This is a genomic window from Paenibacillus sp. FSL R5-0928 (genome assembly GCF_037970385.1).
In the GTDB taxonomy this organism is placed as follows: domain Bacteria; phylum Bacillota; class Bacilli; order Paenibacillales; family Paenibacillaceae; genus Paenibacillus_AQ; species Paenibacillus_AQ odorifer.
Map to the genome: position 1 here is coordinate 3,856,175 of NZ_CP150225.1, position 17,222 is coordinate 3,873,396.

The window sequence follows — 17,222 nt, forward strand, 5'->3', positions numbered from 1 at the left end:
GTTGTCCGGGACTTCTTGGCCCCTCTGACTCTTCTTATTCTAGAGCTCGTTCGTTAGAGAAACTTCTTATCTTTGTAAAGTGAACGAAAAAAATACCAATATAAAGTGTATATCTGTATAGATATAATCTATAATGGAGATATAATTTGTAATCCAACTTAGCATTATGTGGAGGAAAGTCATGAATATTATGAAATTGAACATCGTAGTTCTAATTGAAAAATATAAAAAGGTAACCGATGTAGCCGCAGAATTAGGCCTTAAACAGCCTACTGTTTCTTTTCATATGAAGAATCTGGAGGCTGAGCTCGGAACCCCTCTATTTCTTTACCGCAGCGGAAGAGTGCTGCTTACGGATGCTGGGCGAGCCCTTTATCAATACGCCCTCAAAATCGTTTCCCTCACAGCAGAAGCTGAGCGTACAGTCAAACAATTTTCTTCCCCCTCAAAAGGAACATTAGAGCTGGAAGCCAGTTTTATTCCTGCAACTTATATTTTACCTAATGTGTTAATCCAATTCATGAAACTCTATCCGGGGATTAACAACTCCTTGACGGTTCAAAGCGATGCTTTGTTACGCGAACGTCTCCGTAGTCGGGATATTCAGATGGCCATTTTACATACTTCGGATTGGCAGGACGAATCTTTTGATTTTCAGCTTATTGTCCGTGATGAACCTGTCCTAATTTTTGCACCGGGTCATCCATTTGAAGGCCTAGAGAAATTAACACCTGAACTAATTGCCAATGAGCCGTGGATTCAGCATGAGCAAGGATCTTGTTTACGAGGGTATGCCGATCAATGGGCACAATTCAATCAAATCCGTTTATGGAACCGATCCGAGTTGAATTCTCCAGAAGTGATTAAGCAGCTAGTTAGCGGGAGTGACTGTGTTGGCATATGTTCTAAAGCGGCGGTTAAAGCTGAGATTGTGCTAGGCAAGCTTAGCTATGCTAACCTGCCAGGGATTCTGCCTGAAAGCGGTGGGTTTGTGCTCGGCTGGCGTAAAGATCATATTTTAAAACCGTTGCAGCAATCCTTTGTTGACCTTGTTGAGTCTCTTACCCCTTAAACAAAGGGTAGCTCCTAAAGCCACGAATGGTTTAAGGAGCTACCCTTTGTTTATTCTATAAAAGGAAACATTAATTTCTCATTTTCACTTAAATACATATTCTCCTTCGTGATGACCACGGAGCCTGTGTCTATTATCTGTTCCACTTCCTCACCCTCAACAGCTTCAATCGCCGTCTTCACAGCTAAGTACCCCATATTAAAGGGCTTCTGCATGACCGTGCCAAGCAAAATCCCTTTTTCGAGGAGCTTCACCTCATTGCTAGAATTGTCGAACCCAAACAATTTCACTTTGTCCTGAAATCCCATATCCATAATCGCCTCCCCAGCACCTAGTGTAGAAGGTTCATTAAGACCGATTATTCCCTTTAAATTTGGCTCGTCCTTTAGCAAATCAATAGTTAACTGATACGCTTTTCGCACGGAACCATCACTGTATAATGTAGGCTGCACATCATGAACTCCATTTTCTAAAAGGGCGTCACGAGCTCCTCTTTCCCTCTCTATTGCTGTCGCAGAGCCTTGTACAAAGTTAACGATGGCGACTTTATCCTCTGGATCGATATATTTTCTTAACTCCTGCCCTGCCTTACGTCCTGCTTCATAATTATCCGTAGCAATAAAACTCTCTGATACACCACCGCTCAAGCCCGAATCTACAGTAATAAGCGTAATGCCAGCTGATTTGATCTTTTCCGCGATTGGAATGAGACGATAATAATCCGTAGCAGATAAAATAATGGCGTCAGGCTTCTCCTTAATTGCTTGCTCCAGCAGTTCTATTTGTTGATCTACATCAAGCTCTGTATCCGTTCCAACCGTGCGAACCTCTGCACCGAACTCCTTAGCCGCTGTTGCCACACCTTGTTTCATCACTTCCCAGAATTCAATACTGCTGTCGATAGTCTTGGGCACATAAATAATGGTCCTAACCTTTGCGTCAAGCTCATTTGCAAACATACGATAGGCTAATGAACCCAAAGTAACAATGAAGAGCAGCAACAGAGTATACAGGCCAATTTTTGACCGTAATGCGCTCATTGACTCTCCTCCTCATAAATTACAGGTATTCGTAAAGTGGCCGTCGTTCCTTCCTCCATCTCGCTTGTAAAAGACAAACCGTATTTCACACCGAAATACAGCTGGACACGATGGTTCACATTTGCGACACCTACACCGCTGCCAGTCTTGAAATCTGATTTTTGCAGCAGTACCTTACCCATCTGCTCTTCATCCATCCCAATACCGTCATCAATGATCTGTACGATAATATCGTTCTGTTCTTGTCTTGCCCGGATCAGAATGTGCCCTTGCTCAGGATTATGTTTTATGCCGTGATAGATCGCATTTTCAACCAAAGGCTGAAGTACCATTTTTAAAATGCTGCAGGTTAGGATATCTTCTTGTACCTCTATGGAATAAGTGAATTTATTACGATAACGCATGTTCTGAATCGTTAAATAGTGCCGAATATGCTCTAATTCTTTGGCCAGCGGAATCAATTCCTCACCCTCACCAATTGTTGAACGGAGCAGCTTGGATAGAGATGAAGTCATCTCCACCACTTCCTCCATCTTTCCTGTCTCTGCCATCCAAATAATCGAATCAAGTGTATTGTACAAAAAGTGAGGTTTAATCTGCGCTTGCAGCGCCTTCAGTTCACTGACACGCTTCATCTCTTGCTCCAAGACGATCTGCCCCATTAACTCTTTAATCTTCATGATCATAAGATTAAACGTACGAGCAAGCTTGCCGATTTCATTCGTGCTCTCAATCTCTACGCGTATGTCGAACTCTCCACGTTCCGCTTTTTTCATATTCAGCTCCAAATTCTTCAGCGGTTTGGTCAGTGCGTACGAGAGAAATATCGATATAGCCATAGCAAAAATCAAACTAATTGCTCCCCATAAGGCGGCGGTTCCTTGCATACGTTGCTTGTTCGCGACCAAATCATCCGGATAAGTGACTCCAACTATTTTCCAGCCAAAGCTGGTAGTGTCCACAGTGTACAGTTTCTGGTCATTCCCCGTGTTAACCGTAACAGATCCATTTTTGATCCCAAGGACCGTCTCCAATTGTTCGAACTTGAGCTGGGAGTAGATCAACTGCTGTTGTGGATGATAGACAAGGCTACCTGCGGGATCGACGATAAAAACATAACCGCGTTTTCCCAGTTCGATTTGTTTACATAGATTATTAATTACACTGTAATTGAGATCTACGAGCAGTACACCTTGTTGATCCGCTTCCGTCACAGCATTCGCATTCGAGAGCTTTCGGCTTATCGACACTACCCACCGGTATTCATCTTGAAAGATGTGCTGCACATGAGAGGAAGAAACTGCAACGTCTAGTTGATTCATAGCTTTTTGATACCAATCTTGAGCTATTAGTTCAGGAAGCGGTTTCAAAACAGCATGCTGTCGATCCGAAACGGTCATGCCATCTGAGCCTGCATATAATATAGAGGAAATATCCGAGCGGGACTGAACGACTGACCGGAGATAATGACTGGCAAGCAGTTTATCCTTAAGCGCCTCTTCTTCATCTAATTTCGAGCCTTTTATATATTTCTCTAGATCACTGCTAGTTAACACCAGAGCAGCTATGCTCTCCATATTGCCAATGTAATTCTCGATATTCAGTTTTACTTGTTCTATTAATTGTGAAGTGTAGGCTACAGAATTGCCCTTGACTGCAGCTGAGGACAGGCGATAGGAAGTATAAGTCAGGACAATAGTTGTGCAGAGGATAAGAAGTGAAAAGGAGACAGCAATATTAGTATGAATACTTCGGCTGCGGAAAAAGCGCTGTGATCTCATAGAGAGAGATTCTCCTTCTGCCGGTGTCGATATTCCTTCGGTGTGCTTCCTACATTACGTTTGAAAATAACACTAAAATACTGTGGATCAGCATAACCAACTCTGGCAGCGATATCATATGTCTTCAACTGTGTGACCGTAAGGAGTTCTTTTGCTTTTTCCAAACGGAGTCGAGTCAGATATTCTATAAATGTTTCTCCAGTATGCTGTTTAAAAGTTGCACTGAAATAACTGATGCTCATAAAAATATGGCTACACAGCTCATTGAGTGAAAAGCTGTCATTACAATAATTCTCGCGAATATAAGCTTCTGCGGCTTGCATCTGAGAAGTCCGAACCGTTGTTCTCTGTGCCGATAGTTTAAGTATCAGCTCATGGCAAGTCCTCTCCAAATAATTTCTAGCTTCATCTAAAGTCTTAAGCGCAGCAACCTCTGCAAACATATTATGCGAAACAACTACTGTATTTGGGAAGCCGATGTCGACTACATAGTTCATCAAAGAAACCAGCAGCTGATAGATGCTGCTACGGCAACCTTCTATAGAGGAGGTATTACTTTTAAGCTCCTGAAACCACTTCAACAGAATTTCCGATACAGCTGAAGCTTTACCTGTCTTTAAAGCGGATATGAATTGCTTTTCCCATGAGGTGAAATGCGCCTGATCCAATCCCTTGCCAAACTCAAGATCCTGTATGGAGATAACTTTATTTATGCCTAAAAGGTAACGATATTCTATGGAGGAGACCGCTTCTTGGAAGGATAGTGGAATTTGTTGTACAGTATTATATTTTCTACCGATGCCTATGGTTGATGACAGCTTCAAATATTTATTTAAGCTACTCTGGACTTGCTCTGCGAGAAGCTGCGTTGCTACTTCTAACGCCTCTGAATTGCCGGATAATATCGCAGCGATTTTTCCATCTCTCGTCTGGAATACCACTCCGTCTTGCTCTTTCTCCAGCTGCTCTTGAACAATGTTAAAGGCGCCGAAACGCAGTAGCTCTGCATCGAAAGTTATGTTCTGGCTTCGTTTCTCCAGTTCTATATCTATAACGAGCGCAAGGTACACTTGACCCTGCAACTGAATATGAAAATAACTCAATTTATTCTCGATTTCTTCGCTTTTCATTCGAGTAGTTACCAGCTGCTCCAAGAATCGTTCCCGCAGCAATGGAAGACTCTGATTAAGTTGCATACGAAGCTTAACTAAATTCGCTTTTTGTAAATGCTCTTCATCTAAATCCTGCTTCATCTTACTTAGAAATTCAGCAAACTCACGTGCATTAATCGGTTTTAATAAGTACTCAGTCACCTTTAGCGTTATCGCCTGCTTCGCATATTCGAAGTCTTCATATCCAGTGACGATAATGACCTTCATATCCCGGTACCTATCCATCACAGCTCTGGCCAATCCCAGTCCATCCATAAAAGGCATACAAATATCAGTAATAATTACGTCAGGCCGATGCTGCTCGATCGCTTCCAGCGCATCTCGGCCATTATCGAAATCACCAACTAGCTCAAACCCATATTTACTCCATGTGATCTTCTGTTTGATCCCTTCGCGAACCTCATCTTCATCATCAACCAGAATTATCTTATACATCCAACACCTCCACAACTTTAAACTTATCAGCATAAGCATAATAGAGGCCGCCTGCGTGAGGCAACCTCTATTATTAAACTCTATTCGTATAGTAGAGGTTTGATCTCATCGGAATCCATATTGTTTTTATCATACCAGTGGAACCCCGTGTCGATGTTCTTTTCAACCGCTTCCCCTTTAATCGCTTGCACAGCTGCCTTCACAGCTTGATAGCCAATACCAATGGGGTCTTGTGTAACAGCGCCAGCCACAACACCACTGCGGATAGCATCCATCAACTGCTTGCCAGAGTCAAAGCCGACGACTACGATCTTACCATTCATTTGCAATTCATTTACTGCATTAGCCACACCTACAGCAGAACCTTCGTTAGAGCCATAGATTCCTTTCAGATCCGGATTTGCCTGCATCATCGCTTTCGCAAGGTCTGTGGACTTTAACTGATCTCCACCCCCATATTGCGGCTCTAACACTTGAATATCCGGATATTTTGCTTTCATTTGTTCCAAGAAGCCATCGCGACGCTGTTGCCCTGTGCTGCTCGTTTGGTCATGTATGACAAGGCCCACTTTACCTTTCTTGCCAATCAGTTCAGCCATTTTATCTGCGGCCAAAGCAGCTGCTGCTTTATTGTTAGTCGCTGCTGTTGCTACAGGGATATCACTGTCTACACCAGAGTCGAAGCCGATGACCGGAATCTTATTTTCCTTTGCCTTTTCTAGATAAGGAATCGCAGACTTGCTGTCTAGTGCGGCTAGCGCAATTGCTGCTGGCTTCTTGTCGAGAGCTGTTTGCAGCATCTCAATTTGTTTATCCACCTGACTCTCATTTTCTGGACCTTCGAAGGTAATCTCAACATCAAACTCCTTAGCAGCTTTCTCCGCTCCTTGCTTTACCGCTTGCCAGAATTGATGCTGGAACCCTTTTGATATGACTGGAATGTATGGTTTGTCTGAACCGGATGCACTCTTGTTACTATCATTGTTGTTACATGCACTCAGCAATGTAGTAACTAATAACAGACAGGCAAGCATGATAAACCCTCTACGACGCAGTTTCATTTGAATCTTCCCCCTCGTCATTTGCTTTGTATATCACTCCGGATGGAGATCATACCAAGTTCATTGCTTACGGCGGCGTAGAATATCAGCGTAAACCGCAATGATGATTACAACACCGACAATGACCGTCCGCCATTCCTGAGCAACAGACATAATCTGCAAGCCATTCGTCAACACACTCATAATCAGTGCGCCAATAATCGTGCCTAGAATAGAACCTACACCTCCACTTAAGGAAGTCCCGCCAATGACCACTGCCGCAATAGCCTCTAGTTCATAACCGGTGCCCAGTGATGGCTGTGCTGAATTCAAACGTGATGCCATCAGGATACCTGCGATTCCGCTAAAGATCCCTGTAATGGAATAGATAATAATCTTCCATTTGACTGTGTTCACACCTGATAAGCGAGTAGCTTCTTCATTACTGCCAAGTGCGAAGTTGTAACGCCCAATAATCGTCTTAGACAAGATTATGCTTGCGATCATACCGAGTAATAAGAAGATAACGATGGTGTTGGGTATACCGGGGATCATTTTACCCATGGCGATCTTGGCAAAGATCGGATCATCGTTGAAATAAATGGGTTTGGCTCCTGTGATGACAAGCGACAAGCCTTTGGTGACCATCATAATCGCCAGAGTGGCGATGAAGGGTGGGATGTTCATCTTCGCCACCATCAAACCGCTGATGAAGCCGCACAGTGCTCCAGCCAGAATCCCACCTACAATGCCTAACGGGACGGGCAGACCCCAGAAGGTAATAATGACTCCAACCATAACAGATGAGAATGTCATTACAGTACCCAGAGCGAGGTCGATGCCACCCGTTATAATAACAAAGGTAGCTCCAAGCGCTAATACTCCGATTACAGCTGTAGAAACTAGAATTCCGACAAGATTTGAGAATTGAAAAAAGTTACTGGAGGATAAAGAGAATACGATGACCAATATGATCAGACTTGCAAATGCCAATAATTTTTGTTTGAATCCGGATTGCCCTCCCGTTTGCTTCATACCCGCTGGCTGACTAATCTCTTTATCCGCGATCTTCATAGTCCTGACACCTCCGGTTAACTCTTGAACAGTTATGAACGTTTCGTCGCATATTTCATAATCGCCTCCTGCGATGCTTCTTCTGCGGGGAGTTCTCCTGTTATACGCCCTTCACACATAATGATAATCCGATGGCTCATTCTTAGAATCTCAGGAAGATCTGAAGAAATGATAATGATCGCCTTCCCTTGACTCGCAAGCTGATCCAGCAGCTTATAAATTTCACTTTTCGCGCCTACATCAATACCTCTTGTGGGCTCATCGAAGATGAGTACATCACAGTCTCTCGTCAACCACTTGCCGATGACCACTTTCTGCTGATTACCCCCGGACAGAAACTTAACCTTTTGACCTACACTTGGAGTTTTGGTGGCTAGCGCTTCAACATGCTGCTCCGCTGAGCTTCGCATCTCCCGCTCCTTCATCCAGCCAAATGAATTACGGAATTTATAAAAGGAGGCAATCGCATTATTCATGCTGATATCCATATCCACAAGCAGTCCGAAACGTTTACGGTCTTCGGACAAATACCCAATACCATGCTGTACCGCTTGATGTGGCTGACGTATACGAACCGATTTTCCATGGAGCATAATTTCACCCTCATCGATGGGATCGGCACCAAATACGGCACGAACAACCTCGGTACGTCCAGCTCCCATTAAACCAGCGAAGCCCAAAATCTCACCTTTATACAGATGAAAGCTAATATCCTTGAACGCATGCCCTCTAGAAAGATTCCGAACTTCTAAGACAACTTGCTGAGTCTGTTTCGCAATCGTTGGTTTCGACGTTTGATATAATTCACGTCCAACCATCATGCTGATGATCTGATCAATCGTTATTGAATCGATACGAACGGTATCAACATAACAACCATCGCGCATAACTGTAATGCGGTCTGTAATTCGCTTCAATTCATCCATGCGGTGAGAGATATAAATAATTCCCACACCTTTATCTCGTAGCTGCTCAATCATTCGAAATAACTCGTTAATTTCTGTATCTGTTAACGCGGCGGTTGGTTCATCCATGATCAATACCTCGGCTTGGAAAGACAAGGCTTTAGCGATTTCAACCATTTGCTGATTAGCAACGGTCAGGTCTGATACCAAAACTCTGGGATCCAGCTTCAGATTCATTTGATCAAACAGTACCTGAACTTTTCGGTTCATCTCCACATCATCAACGAACCATTTCAGACCTTTTCGCGGCTCTCGTCCAATGTAAATGTTCTGGGCGACCGTAAGATGAGGCATTAAATTCAATTCCTGATGGATGATACTAATTCCAAGCTCCTGTGCTTCACGGGTATTAACAATCTCCACTTCATTTCCCTTGTACCACATTTGACCAGTATCCTTGGAATAGACACCTGTCGCAATCTTCATAAGGGTAGACTTGCCAGCGCCATTTTCTCCTACTAACGCATGAACTTCCCCACGCTTCAGCTCAAATTGACATTCATTCAAAGCATGAACACCTGGGAAAAACTTGTTGATTCCCTCCATACGAAGCAACACTTCGTTCATTTTGATATCCACCTCAAATTCTTTGAGAATGCATTAACCCTTAAAGTAATCGCTTTCAATCCGGAATGTAAAATCATTGTATTCCCTATAAGTTGCCATTGTAATGGAATAATCTCCGTAAAAAAGTTTAAAATTTTATGTTTTACACAAAAAAAACTGAACCGAGAGCACCTCAGTTCAGCACAAATGTTATACCCTAAAAATCACATGTCTGCGAACCCTCCTACAGGCTTGCGCCATTTCCAGCCACCAATGTGAAGGTCTTAGGAATTCCCTTATCATACACGTCGGAAGATAGATTAGGTTCTTCTACTAATTGGCGGATCACTAGTCCGCTATTAGCTGCTGCGGTTACAATTTCTCCGAGTGTCCAGCGGCGCCAATACACAACACTATGCTCTTGTTCACCTGCTGGTTTACCTGTGGAAGGCAAATACTTGGAATAGGATACCTTTTTCTCTTCCAATGATGAGTCAAAATAATCTCCGTTTACTTTGTGTTTGCGTACCTTCGCAGTAGATCCCTTCGAGGAAATAAGCTTGGTCGTTACCGGATGAAAATCGCGGAGTACAAATACGCCTCCAGGAGAAAGCAATCGGCGAGCTGTTTCCATGAATAGTGTAAGGTTGGTAAAGTAATGAACAATTCCTAACTCCGCGAAGACGATGTCATATGAACCATCAAGGACGTCTTCTGGCAGCTTAAGAATATCTGAGACGATATAGGTTAGTGGTACCCCTGCTTCTTGGGCAAGATCAGCCGCATATCGCGCATTGGCTTCCGAGAAGTCAGCAACCGTTACTTCCGCACCTAGTAATGAGAGTGCCACGGCCTTCATTCCGTTTGAGCCCATTAAATTCATCATTTTCTTCCCCTTCACCTCTCCAAAAAAAGAAAGGAGCGGGTAAAGCTTTGCACTTGGTTCCTTTATTAATTTTGCAGCTGCTTCTGACGGTGTACCAAACCGAGTTACCCAAGCGGTATAAGTATCTTCGTTCCAAAGCTCTTCGCTTGTTGGCACAGCGTTTTTTTCTGCCTGATTATTTGAATATTGATTCTGCTCTTCCATCCATTGCTACCCCTTTATGTGTAAAATATCTGTTATGAAGCATTCTGAATGGCATCAGCCATCCGGATAGTTTTCCTTCTTCCCGCGTACAAATATACTGCGAGTCCAATCATAACGAGCAGCCCACCTGCCCATTGTAAGGTTGTTAGCTGTTCACCCAAGAGTAAATACGCTAAGATACTGGCACCCACTGGTTCTCCTAAAATGTTCATTGAAACCGTAGTCGCAGATACATATTGTAGTAACCAATTAAACAAAATATGGCCAAACACCGTTGGCACCACTGCTAACAATACAAAGATTCCCCATTCCTTGGCCGGATAATTAAAAAAGGAAATCCCCATGAACAGATTGTATACGGCGAACACGCCAGCGGCTGACAAGAAGACAATCAAGCTATATAAATAAGAGGGCATGCGCACCACTAGCTTTTGACCGATCAGCATATGTATAGCTACCGCCACAGTGCCTCCGACCGATAATAGATCACCTTTAAGATTATCTGCAGAGATTCCAATATCACCCCAGCCGATAAACACGACACCGCCAATTGCAATGCCAAGCCCTAGAATAGCAGACAGAGCTGTCTTTTCCTTATACAAAAAATAAACACCCAGCATAATAAATACAGGCTCCAGCGCCATGATCATTGTTGAACTAGCTACCGAAGTATACTTTAATGATCCCATCCATAGCAAAAAATGCAGCGCAAGCATTGCGCCTGAAAGGATGAGCATTAGCCAGTCTTTTTTACGAAGAGCAAAAGCAGCTCCACTATAGGGTCTTGCAAAAGGCAGCATCAGCAGTGAGGTAAATAATAATCTGTACATGCCTTGTATAGATGCAGGTGCATCAGACCATTTAATAAAAATGGCGGAAAAAGAGATGGCCACAATCCCTATCAACATTAATAGTGGAATCGGAAGTGGCGGTTTTTTAAGTTTCACATGTTACGCGTCCTTTCAATATCTTAAGTCACTTATGTTAATTTAACGCAGACCGTGAAAAAATGCATCTTTTTTCATAAGATTTCACTAAAAAAAGCACAAGCAATGTCATTTCTGACGAAAGCTCATGCTTCTTAAAAGGCTACGGCTTCAGAACAACCTTGATGCAATCTTCTTTTTTCTCACTAAAAACGTCATAGCCATGCTCCGCTTTACTAATTGGCAGGCGATGCGAAATGATATCTGTAGGATCAAATTTATTTTCTTTAATCATCTTATACAGCAACGGCATATAGTGAATCACCGGCGCTTGTCCCATCTTTAATGTGATGTTTCGTTCAAATAGCTGACCCAGCGGGAACATATTGTAATTAAGTCCATAGACCCCTACAAGCTGGATGGTTCCGAATTTACGTACGATATCCGCGGCCATTCTGAATGCACTGAGCGAGCCCCCTTGCAGCTTCAGAACCGTTTCCACTTTCTCCAAGGCAGATATTTTGGCATCTAGACCCACACAGTCAATAACCACATCTGCGCCACCATGAGTGATCTCCTTCAAATGAGCCCCAATGTCCTTGATCTCTTCGAAGTTATAAACTTCAACATTATTGGTCAACTTCGCATGTTGCAATCGGTAGCCGATATGGTCAACAGCAATGACTCTAGAGGCTCCTTTGATCCAGGCAAACTTTTGAGTTAGCAGTCCCACGGGCCCGCAGCCGAGAACAATGACCGTATCTCCCGGCTTCACTCCCCCGCTTTCTACTCCCCACCAAGCAGTAGGCACAATATCAGATAAGAAAAGAATTTTCTCATCTTCCATTTCTGCATCCTCCGGAACTACAAAAGGCCCAAAATTACCATAAGGTACCCGCAGCAATTCAGCTTGTCCGCCAGCAAAACCGCCATAAGTATCGGAATAACCAAGATAACCGCCTGTGTCCTTGGCGTCATTAGCATTGTCGCATTGGCTCTCCATCTCATGCTGGCAGAAAAAACACTGCCCACAGGCGACATTAAAGGGGACGATGACTCGGTCACCTTTTTTGACTCTAGTTACGTCAGGTCCCACTTCCTCAACAATCCCCATCGGCTCATGACCAATAATATAATCATCATGCATACCTGGAATTTCTCCGTTATAAATGTGCAGATCCGAGCCACAAATCGCCGTAGTGGTAATCCGAACAAGAATGTCATCTTTTTTCTCAAGCTTCGGATCAGCTACTTCTTTAACTTCCACTTTTTTCTTCCCTTGGTAGGTTAGTGCTTTCATGCTGTTAATCCGCTCCTTTGGAGATGGTCTAGAGATATAACGTTCATACCTTTCTATGTTATATCCCTAAGCCCTAACCTCTTATCCATGAAGAAGCGGAGAATACATCATCAGTGCGTAATTATCAGTTACAGCTTCATCTCCAATTAGATCTCCAGATCGGGTATATACTTTTCGACTGATCTTATTACTGCGTATATATCCGCCCCAAGGCTCTAGACTAATCCTATGATCACTTTCGTATACTTCATAATCATAAAGCGCCTGCTCATTGCATCTCCATTCCCCGTGTAAATGGCTATCGTCCAGCCAGAGCTTTAGTTGATACGTTTGAGCGGTGTTATTTTTCAATTGAAGATCCAAATAGTTATAAGAACAGGTCGCCCCGCTTCCAAAAGGTTGTGTACGTTGTTCATCTGGAAATACATCATAGCTGTGACGATGCCGTTCAATAACGGTAAGTGGTGTGTGCAGTGCCATCCAATAGATCAGATTAGACAACTGGCATAAGCCTCCTCCAACCCCGGAATGAAAACCACCATAATGCAGCACCATACCCTCCAGATACCCTTTTCGTTTAGTGGGCTTACCAATACTTCTCCAGTAGGAAAAAGTCTCCCCCGGCTGCACAACAAGTCCATCCAGCTTCGCAATTGCCAGCCGTAAGTTAGTAATTTTATTGTATTGAAGCACCATATCTACATTCCGAAGACTTCTTAATAACGGGGTAGCATGAGTCATAGCTGCATAAGATAATGTTTCATCCGTACGCTGCTTCGCTATTTTGCTTCGTCCAGTGTACCATTTCAAATATCTTTTCCAAATAAAATATCGTTTGCCAGCAAACAATCTAAGGCGAGAACGCTGAATAGGCTTCATGGCAGCCTGGGGTGTATTCATCTAGAACTGAACCTCGCTTTCAGCTCGTAACTGGGCGAATCTACCTCCAATTATCGCATTATGATGCTTAACGATCTCCCTACTACTCAGAACCCCATTATCAAAGGTGCTATGAGCATCTGAAACCAGTACACTTTTATATCCCATGCTGTATGCGCGTCTTATTGTCGTATCCAGACAGAATTCACTTTGCATCCCACAGATCACCAGATTCGTGATCCCGAGCTTTTGGAGTTCATCTTGCAATTCCGTTCGGTGAAAAGCATCCCAAGTAGGCTTCTCAACGATAACTTCGCCTTCCTGCGGTGTGATGCGGTGACTGATCTGCCAAGTGGGTGTACCTTTTGTGTACTCCTCATCTTCGGTATGTTGAATATACACAATAGGAGTACCTGCTAATCGAGCTTTTTGCTGAAGGGAGACAATCCTGTCCATCACACCTTCTTCATCGTACAGCTTTAGTTCATAGGAGAACATGGCTTCTTGAACATCGATAATTAATAATGCTGTTGATTGTTCCAAATGAATAACCTCCAAGAGCTTTTTTCAAAATCATACCAGAAACTGGGACAGACTATCTACCTACTAGAAGTTACAAATGTTAAAAATAAAAACCGAGCATCTGTAAGCAGATACCCGGACGATTTCATCAATCTTTTATTTGCCACGCTTATTATGCCAGATCAATGCATGCAGCTGTGGAAGTACACGAACCTTGTTCATATCCGAATCCACGATTACTTTATTAAACAACCACTCCAGCCTTCCCAGAAGTCGAGCAGAAATGTTGCCCTCTTCCGTGACATCATCATTACCAGGCTGCAGAAAGAGCTGCACATTCGGATATCGCTGGTGAACGTTTTTCGCATAATCAAAATCCTTATCATCAAACACTACGACCTTCAAGCTATGCGTAGAACGACCCAGTTTCTCCATCTTACTCATGATGTTATCTAGCATTTCCCAATTCGTTGTCATTCCTGAGCTTGGAGGTTTAGGACTGATTGTCAGCACATCCACGTCATTGAACCAATCCTGCCATTTACTCCCCTGAGTTTCTATCGCTGCTTTTATTCCACGCTCATGAAGCAGGTTGATGAAGGTACCCATTCCTTCACCAATCAAGGCAGGATTACCGCCTGAAATCGTAACACAGTCGAAATTATCTCCAGCTAACGCCAATAATTCATTTATGATTTCTTCTGCTTCCATCATGCGAACCTTATTCTTAGCCGTACCATCCCAAGTAAAAGCGGAGTCACACCAGCCGCAGCGATAATCGCAGCCATAGGTGCGGACAAACATCGTCTTCACTCCAATTACCGCACCTTCGCCTTGAATAGTTGGACCGAACATTTCAATTACAGGAATCTTACTCACAGTCACAGCCTCCATACAAACGGTAGGATGGCCCTTCATCCGGAACATCTTCAGCCAGCACCTCTGCCCAAGAGGTTGGAGTCTCCCATAGCTTTACCGAGTATAAAGGCAACCCTGCTTGCTTAAGCTTGTAGGCAATATATGAAGACATATTCTCCACTGTGGTGCGGAAAGACAATAAGGCTACTTTGGAGCCCGTATTCGTTAACGTCTCTAACACAGGTTCATTTCCCATAGCAAGAAAAGCGTGATCTAAACGATCTACAAGGCTTTGTTGTACTGTCATTTTGATATCGCTGAAATCAATGACGAAGCCTTCATCCGAGTGGCCTTCCGCGGCCATAGGTTTGCCCTTAAGCACTACTTCGAGCTTATAAGTATGTCCGTGCAGATTGCTGCATTTCCCTTTGTGTCCCACTAACTGGTGTGCCGCATCGAACGTAAATATTTTGCAGACTGAAACCTCGTTAAGCATTAAGAACCGGCCTCCATTCTCTCCGCCTCATATTGCTCAAGACCACGCTGACGCAATAGACAGGCTGGACAAGTACCGCAGCCACTGCCAATAATACCGTTGTAACAGGTCAGTGTGTGTTCGCGAACATAATCAAAATACCCCAGTTGATCGGCCATTTTCCACGTTTCTTTTTTATCCAGCCACATTAGGGGAGTGTGGATCGCAAACTCATAGTCCATAGATAAGTTCAGCGAAACATTCAATGATTTCACAAAAACATCACGGCAGTCCGGATAACCGCTAAAGTCCGTTTGGCAAACCCCAGTGACGATATGGGAGTACCCCAGTTGTTTAGCTAATATTGCGGCAAAAGATAAAAACAACAAATTCCGTCCATCGACGAAAGTACTTGGAAGCTCATCCCCTTCCCCAGCCACGATATCTATATCCTGACGGGTAAGTGCATTGGGTGCCAGCTGATTAAGCAGCCCCAGATCAAGAATATGCTGTTTCACATTAAACTTAGCTGCTATCTCAGTTGCAACTTCGATTTCAGCCGCATGACGTTGATTATAGTTGAAGGTAACTACCTGCACTTCCTCATACTGCTGCAATGCCCAAACCAGGCAAGTGGTGCTATCTTGTCCGCCGCTGAATACGACGAGTGCTTTTTTGTTCATATGAATCTCTCCTTATCACAAGTTGGAATTTAGCGGTTGTCCACTTTTTCTGGATAGAGGTCGTGATTGATTAAGCGGTGTTCCGCCATCGCCTCATACTTCGTACCCGGTCTTCCATAGTTGCAATAAGGATCAATTGAAATGCCTCCGCGCGGAGTGAACTTGCCCCATACCTCAATGTAACGCGGATCCATCAATGAGATCAGATCATTCATAATAATGTTGACACAGTCCTCATGAAAGTCACCATGGTTGCGGAAGCTAAACAGATACAGCTTTAATGATTTGGATTCCACCATTTTTTGTTCAGGAATATACGAAATATACAGCGTGGCAAAATCCGGCTGACCCGTTACAGGACACAAGCTAGTGAACTCAGGGCAGTTGAATTTAACAAAATAATCACGTCCGGGATGTTTGTTATCAAACACCTCCAAAATGTCTGGATCATAACCAAACTTGTACTGTGTTCCCTGATTACCAAGCAAAGTAACTTCTTGCATTTCCTCTTTCAATCTTCCTTCTGACACGACAAAAAACCCCTCTCTTTTCCTTCGGCCTTGGCCGGTAATGGAAAGAAGAACGAGATTTCGAAAACTTGGCTCCACTAAGAAGAAACGGAAGCAACGTCCGGATAAAGGACAGCAACCGCTTGTACTGTTTAATATATTCTTAGTTTTTTATAGAGGGAGTTCGCGAACCTCTCCTGCACAACTTTAGTGCAGACTTCTTCTTAAAGCATAAAGCATATTGCGTCTTGAACTATACCATGGGTAGCCCGCTCCTGACAAGTTCTACTCTTTACGTACGTAGAGTTTATGAAGTTCAAAAACAATGCCATTTGATCGTGAATTTCTTTTTAATCACATGAATTATTCATATGGTTAATTAAGATGCGGCAAAAAAAAGGATTCAAATCCTAAGAAAAGGGTAACTTATTCATAATAATCTTCGAGCTAAGGGTGGGAGCATTTTATGGAACAAAGTATACAGCAGCTTATGGATTGGCTTAACAATCATTTGAATGAAACAATCGCTATTGAAAAGAAAGAACTTCGTGATTTGGATAAAGTTCATTTCAATTTAGAGTCCGTAGATTTCCGGAGTGCAGACGATGTTATTGATGAATATCTTGGAAGTGCACTGATATTAAGAGGTTTCGGCAGCACACTTAACGCCGATGGTGAACTGGTATCCCTGCCACAATCCACTTATGATTTAGCTGTTGAAGGTCTTCAAATCGTAGACTTAGCCGACCGCAAGGCAGAAATAACTACGGACAGAGCTAATTACACCCTTTCAGTAGATTAAACGAACATGATTATGATAAGCAAAAAGAGCCCACAGCGATTGTGGGCTCTTTT

Annotated in this window: 17 protein-coding genes and 1 riboswitch; of the genes, 2 read left to right on the top strand and 15 right to left on the bottom strand. The window is 43.3% G+C overall.

The window, feature by feature from the left end:
- The first annotated feature begins 181 nt into the window (after positions 1 to 181).
- Positions 182 to 1,072, top strand: a complete 891-nt coding sequence (locus MKZ16_RS17255) for a LysR family transcriptional regulator (RefSeq protein WP_038571421.1) — start codon at positions 182 to 184, stop codon at positions 1,070 to 1,072.
- A gap of 50 nt (positions 1,073 to 1,122) precedes the next feature.
- Here the strand turns inward: MKZ16_RS17255 and MKZ16_RS17260 are convergent, their stop codons facing one another.
- The 15 genes from MKZ16_RS17260 to queF all read right to left on the bottom strand — a co-directional run bounded on the left by MKZ16_RS17260 (position 1,123) and on the right by queF (position 16,361).
- A complete protein-coding gene (locus MKZ16_RS17260; RefSeq protein ID WP_036687526.1) occupies positions 1,123 to 2,112 on the bottom strand; it encodes a substrate-binding domain-containing protein in 990 nt (329 codons plus the stop codon).
- Entirely contained in the window at positions 2,109 to 3,893 is a 1,785-nt protein-coding gene (locus tag MKZ16_RS17265; protein WP_038571423.1) for a sensor histidine kinase, read from the bottom strand. Before MKZ16_RS17265 ends, MKZ16_RS17260 begins: the two co-directional genes overlap by 4 nt.
- Entirely contained in the window at positions 3,890 to 5,500 is a 1,611-nt protein-coding gene (locus tag MKZ16_RS17270) for a response regulator (RefSeq protein WP_076106763.1), read from the bottom strand. The genes MKZ16_RS17265 and MKZ16_RS17270 overlap by 4 nt, the downstream gene beginning before the upstream one ends.
- Positions 5,501 to 5,580: 80 nt before the next feature.
- Complete coding sequence (locus MKZ16_RS17275) at positions 5,581 to 6,561, bottom strand: ABC transporter substrate-binding protein (RefSeq protein WP_076106765.1); 981 nt, start codon at positions 6,559 to 6,561, stop codon at positions 5,581 to 5,583.
- Positions 6,562 to 6,621: 60 nt separating this feature from the next.
- Positions 6,622 to 7,575 carry an ABC transporter permease gene (locus MKZ16_RS17280; protein ID WP_036687770.1) on the bottom strand — a complete coding sequence of 318 codons (954 nt, stop codon included), beginning with the start codon at positions 7,573 to 7,575 and terminating at the stop codon, positions 6,622 to 6,624.
- A 71-nt stretch (positions 7,576 to 7,646) separates the two neighbouring features.
- Positions 7,647 to 9,146, bottom strand: a complete 1,500-nt coding sequence (locus tag MKZ16_RS17285) for a sugar ABC transporter ATP-binding protein (protein ID WP_076106767.1) — start codon at positions 9,144 to 9,146, stop codon at positions 7,647 to 7,649.
- 223 nt (positions 9,147 to 9,369) lie between these two features.
- Positions 9,370 to 10,215, bottom strand: a complete 846-nt coding sequence (locus MKZ16_RS17290; protein WP_076106768.1) for a class I SAM-dependent methyltransferase — start codon at positions 10,213 to 10,215, stop codon at positions 9,370 to 9,372.
- A gap of 32 nt (positions 10,216 to 10,247) precedes the next feature.
- A complete protein-coding gene (locus MKZ16_RS17295) occupies positions 10,248 to 11,162 on the bottom strand; it encodes a DMT family transporter (RefSeq protein WP_036687536.1) in 915 nt (304 codons plus the stop codon).
- 142 nt (positions 11,163 to 11,304) lie between these two features.
- The gene (locus MKZ16_RS17300; protein ID WP_076106770.1) at positions 11,305 to 12,441 is read right to left on the bottom strand and encodes a zinc-dependent alcohol dehydrogenase; all 1,137 of its coding nucleotides are present in this window, start codon (positions 12,439 to 12,441) and stop codon (positions 11,305 to 11,307) included.
- A gap of 81 nt (positions 12,442 to 12,522) precedes the next feature.
- Positions 12,523 to 13,341: a VanW family protein gene (locus tag MKZ16_RS17305; RefSeq protein WP_076106772.1), complete on the bottom strand. Its 819-nt coding sequence runs from the start codon at positions 13,339 to 13,341 to the stop codon at positions 12,523 to 12,525.
- Entirely contained in the window at positions 13,342 to 13,863 is a 522-nt protein-coding gene (locus MKZ16_RS17310) for a cysteine hydrolase family protein (RefSeq protein WP_036687540.1), read from the bottom strand.
- A gap of 135 nt (positions 13,864 to 13,998) precedes the next feature.
- On the bottom strand, positions 13,999 to 14,721 hold the full coding sequence (queE, locus tag MKZ16_RS17315) for a 7-carboxy-7-deazaguanine synthase QueE (protein ID WP_036687542.1): 723 nt from the start codon (positions 14,719 to 14,721) through the stop codon (positions 13,999 to 14,001).
- Positions 14,714 to 15,196, bottom strand: coding sequence for a 6-carboxytetrahydropterin synthase (locus MKZ16_RS17320; RefSeq protein WP_036687544.1), 483 nt, complete (start codon positions 15,194 to 15,196; stop codon positions 14,714 to 14,716). The genes queE and MKZ16_RS17320 overlap by 8 nt, the downstream gene beginning before the upstream one ends.
- Positions 15,196 to 15,858 carry a 7-cyano-7-deazaguanine synthase QueC gene (gene queC, locus MKZ16_RS17325; RefSeq protein ID WP_076106774.1) on the bottom strand — a complete coding sequence of 221 codons (663 nt, stop codon included), beginning with the start codon at positions 15,856 to 15,858 and terminating at the stop codon, positions 15,196 to 15,198. The genes MKZ16_RS17320 and queC overlap by 1 nt, the downstream gene beginning before the upstream one ends.
- Before the next feature lie 29 nt (positions 15,859 to 15,887).
- Positions 15,888 to 16,361 (bottom strand): preQ(1) synthase, encoded by a 474-nt coding sequence (queF, locus tag MKZ16_RS17330; protein WP_036687775.1) that lies wholly within the window; start codon positions 16,359 to 16,361, stop codon positions 15,888 to 15,890.
- A 163-nt stretch (positions 16,362 to 16,524) separates the two neighbouring features.
- Positions 16,525 to 16,568: riboswitch (PreQ1 riboswitch) on the bottom strand.
- A 265-nt stretch (positions 16,569 to 16,833) separates the two neighbouring features.
- On the opposite strand from queF, the gene MKZ16_RS17335 reads away from it, so the two are divergent.
- Positions 16,834 to 17,169 (top strand): hypothetical protein, encoded by a 336-nt coding sequence (locus MKZ16_RS17335; RefSeq protein WP_036687547.1) that lies wholly within the window; start codon positions 16,834 to 16,836, stop codon positions 17,167 to 17,169.
- Positions 17,170 to 17,222 lie beyond the last annotated feature (53 nt).

Bases quoted from the DNA above. Each gene is read 5' to 3' on its own strand.
- MKZ16_RS17255 (WP_038571421.1), top strand. From the start codon at position 182: ATGAATATTATGAAATTGAACATCGTAGTTCTAATTGAAAAATATAAA.
- MKZ16_RS17260 (WP_036687526.1), bottom strand. From the start codon at position 2,112: ATGAGCGCATTACGGTCAAAAATTGGCCTGTATACTCTGTTGCTGCTC.
- MKZ16_RS17265 (WP_038571423.1), bottom strand. From the start codon at position 3,893: ATGAGATCACAGCGCTTTTTCCGCAGCCGAAGTATTCATACTAATATT.
- MKZ16_RS17270 (WP_076106763.1), bottom strand. From the start codon at position 5,500: ATGTATAAGATAATTCTGGTTGATGATGAAGATGAGGTTCGCGAAGGG.
- MKZ16_RS17275 (WP_076106765.1), bottom strand. From the start codon at position 6,561: ATGAAACTGCGTCGTAGAGGGTTTATCATGCTTGCCTGTCTGTTATTA.
- MKZ16_RS17280 (WP_036687770.1), bottom strand. From the start codon at position 7,575: ATGAAGCAAACGGGAGGGCAATCCGGATTCAAACAAAAATTATTGGCA.
- MKZ16_RS17285 (WP_076106767.1), bottom strand. From the start codon at position 9,146: ATGAACGAAGTGTTGCTTCGTATGGAGGGAATCAACAAGTTTTTCCCA.
- MKZ16_RS17290 (WP_076106768.1), bottom strand. From the start codon at position 10,215: ATGGAAGAGCAGAATCAATATTCAAATAATCAGGCAGAAAAAAACGCT.
- MKZ16_RS17300 (WP_076106770.1), bottom strand. From the start codon at position 12,441: ATGAAAGCACTAACCTACCAAGGGAAGAAAAAAGTGGAAGTTAAAGAA.
- MKZ16_RS17305 (WP_076106772.1), bottom strand. From the start codon at position 13,341: ATGAATACACCCCAGGCTGCCATGAAGCCTATTCAGCGTTCTCGCCTT.
- MKZ16_RS17320 (WP_036687544.1), bottom strand. From the start codon at position 15,196: ATGCTTAACGAGGTTTCAGTCTGCAAAATATTTACGTTCGATGCGGCA.
- queC (WP_076106774.1), bottom strand. From the start codon at position 15,858: ATGAACAAAAAAGCACTCGTCGTATTCAGCGGCGGACAAGATAGCACC.
- queF (WP_036687775.1), bottom strand. From the start codon at position 16,361: ATGCAAGAAGTTACTTTGCTTGGTAATCAGGGAACACAGTACAAGTTT.
- MKZ16_RS17335 (WP_036687547.1), top strand. From the start codon at position 16,834: ATGGAACAAAGTATACAGCAGCTTATGGATTGGCTTAACAATCATTTG.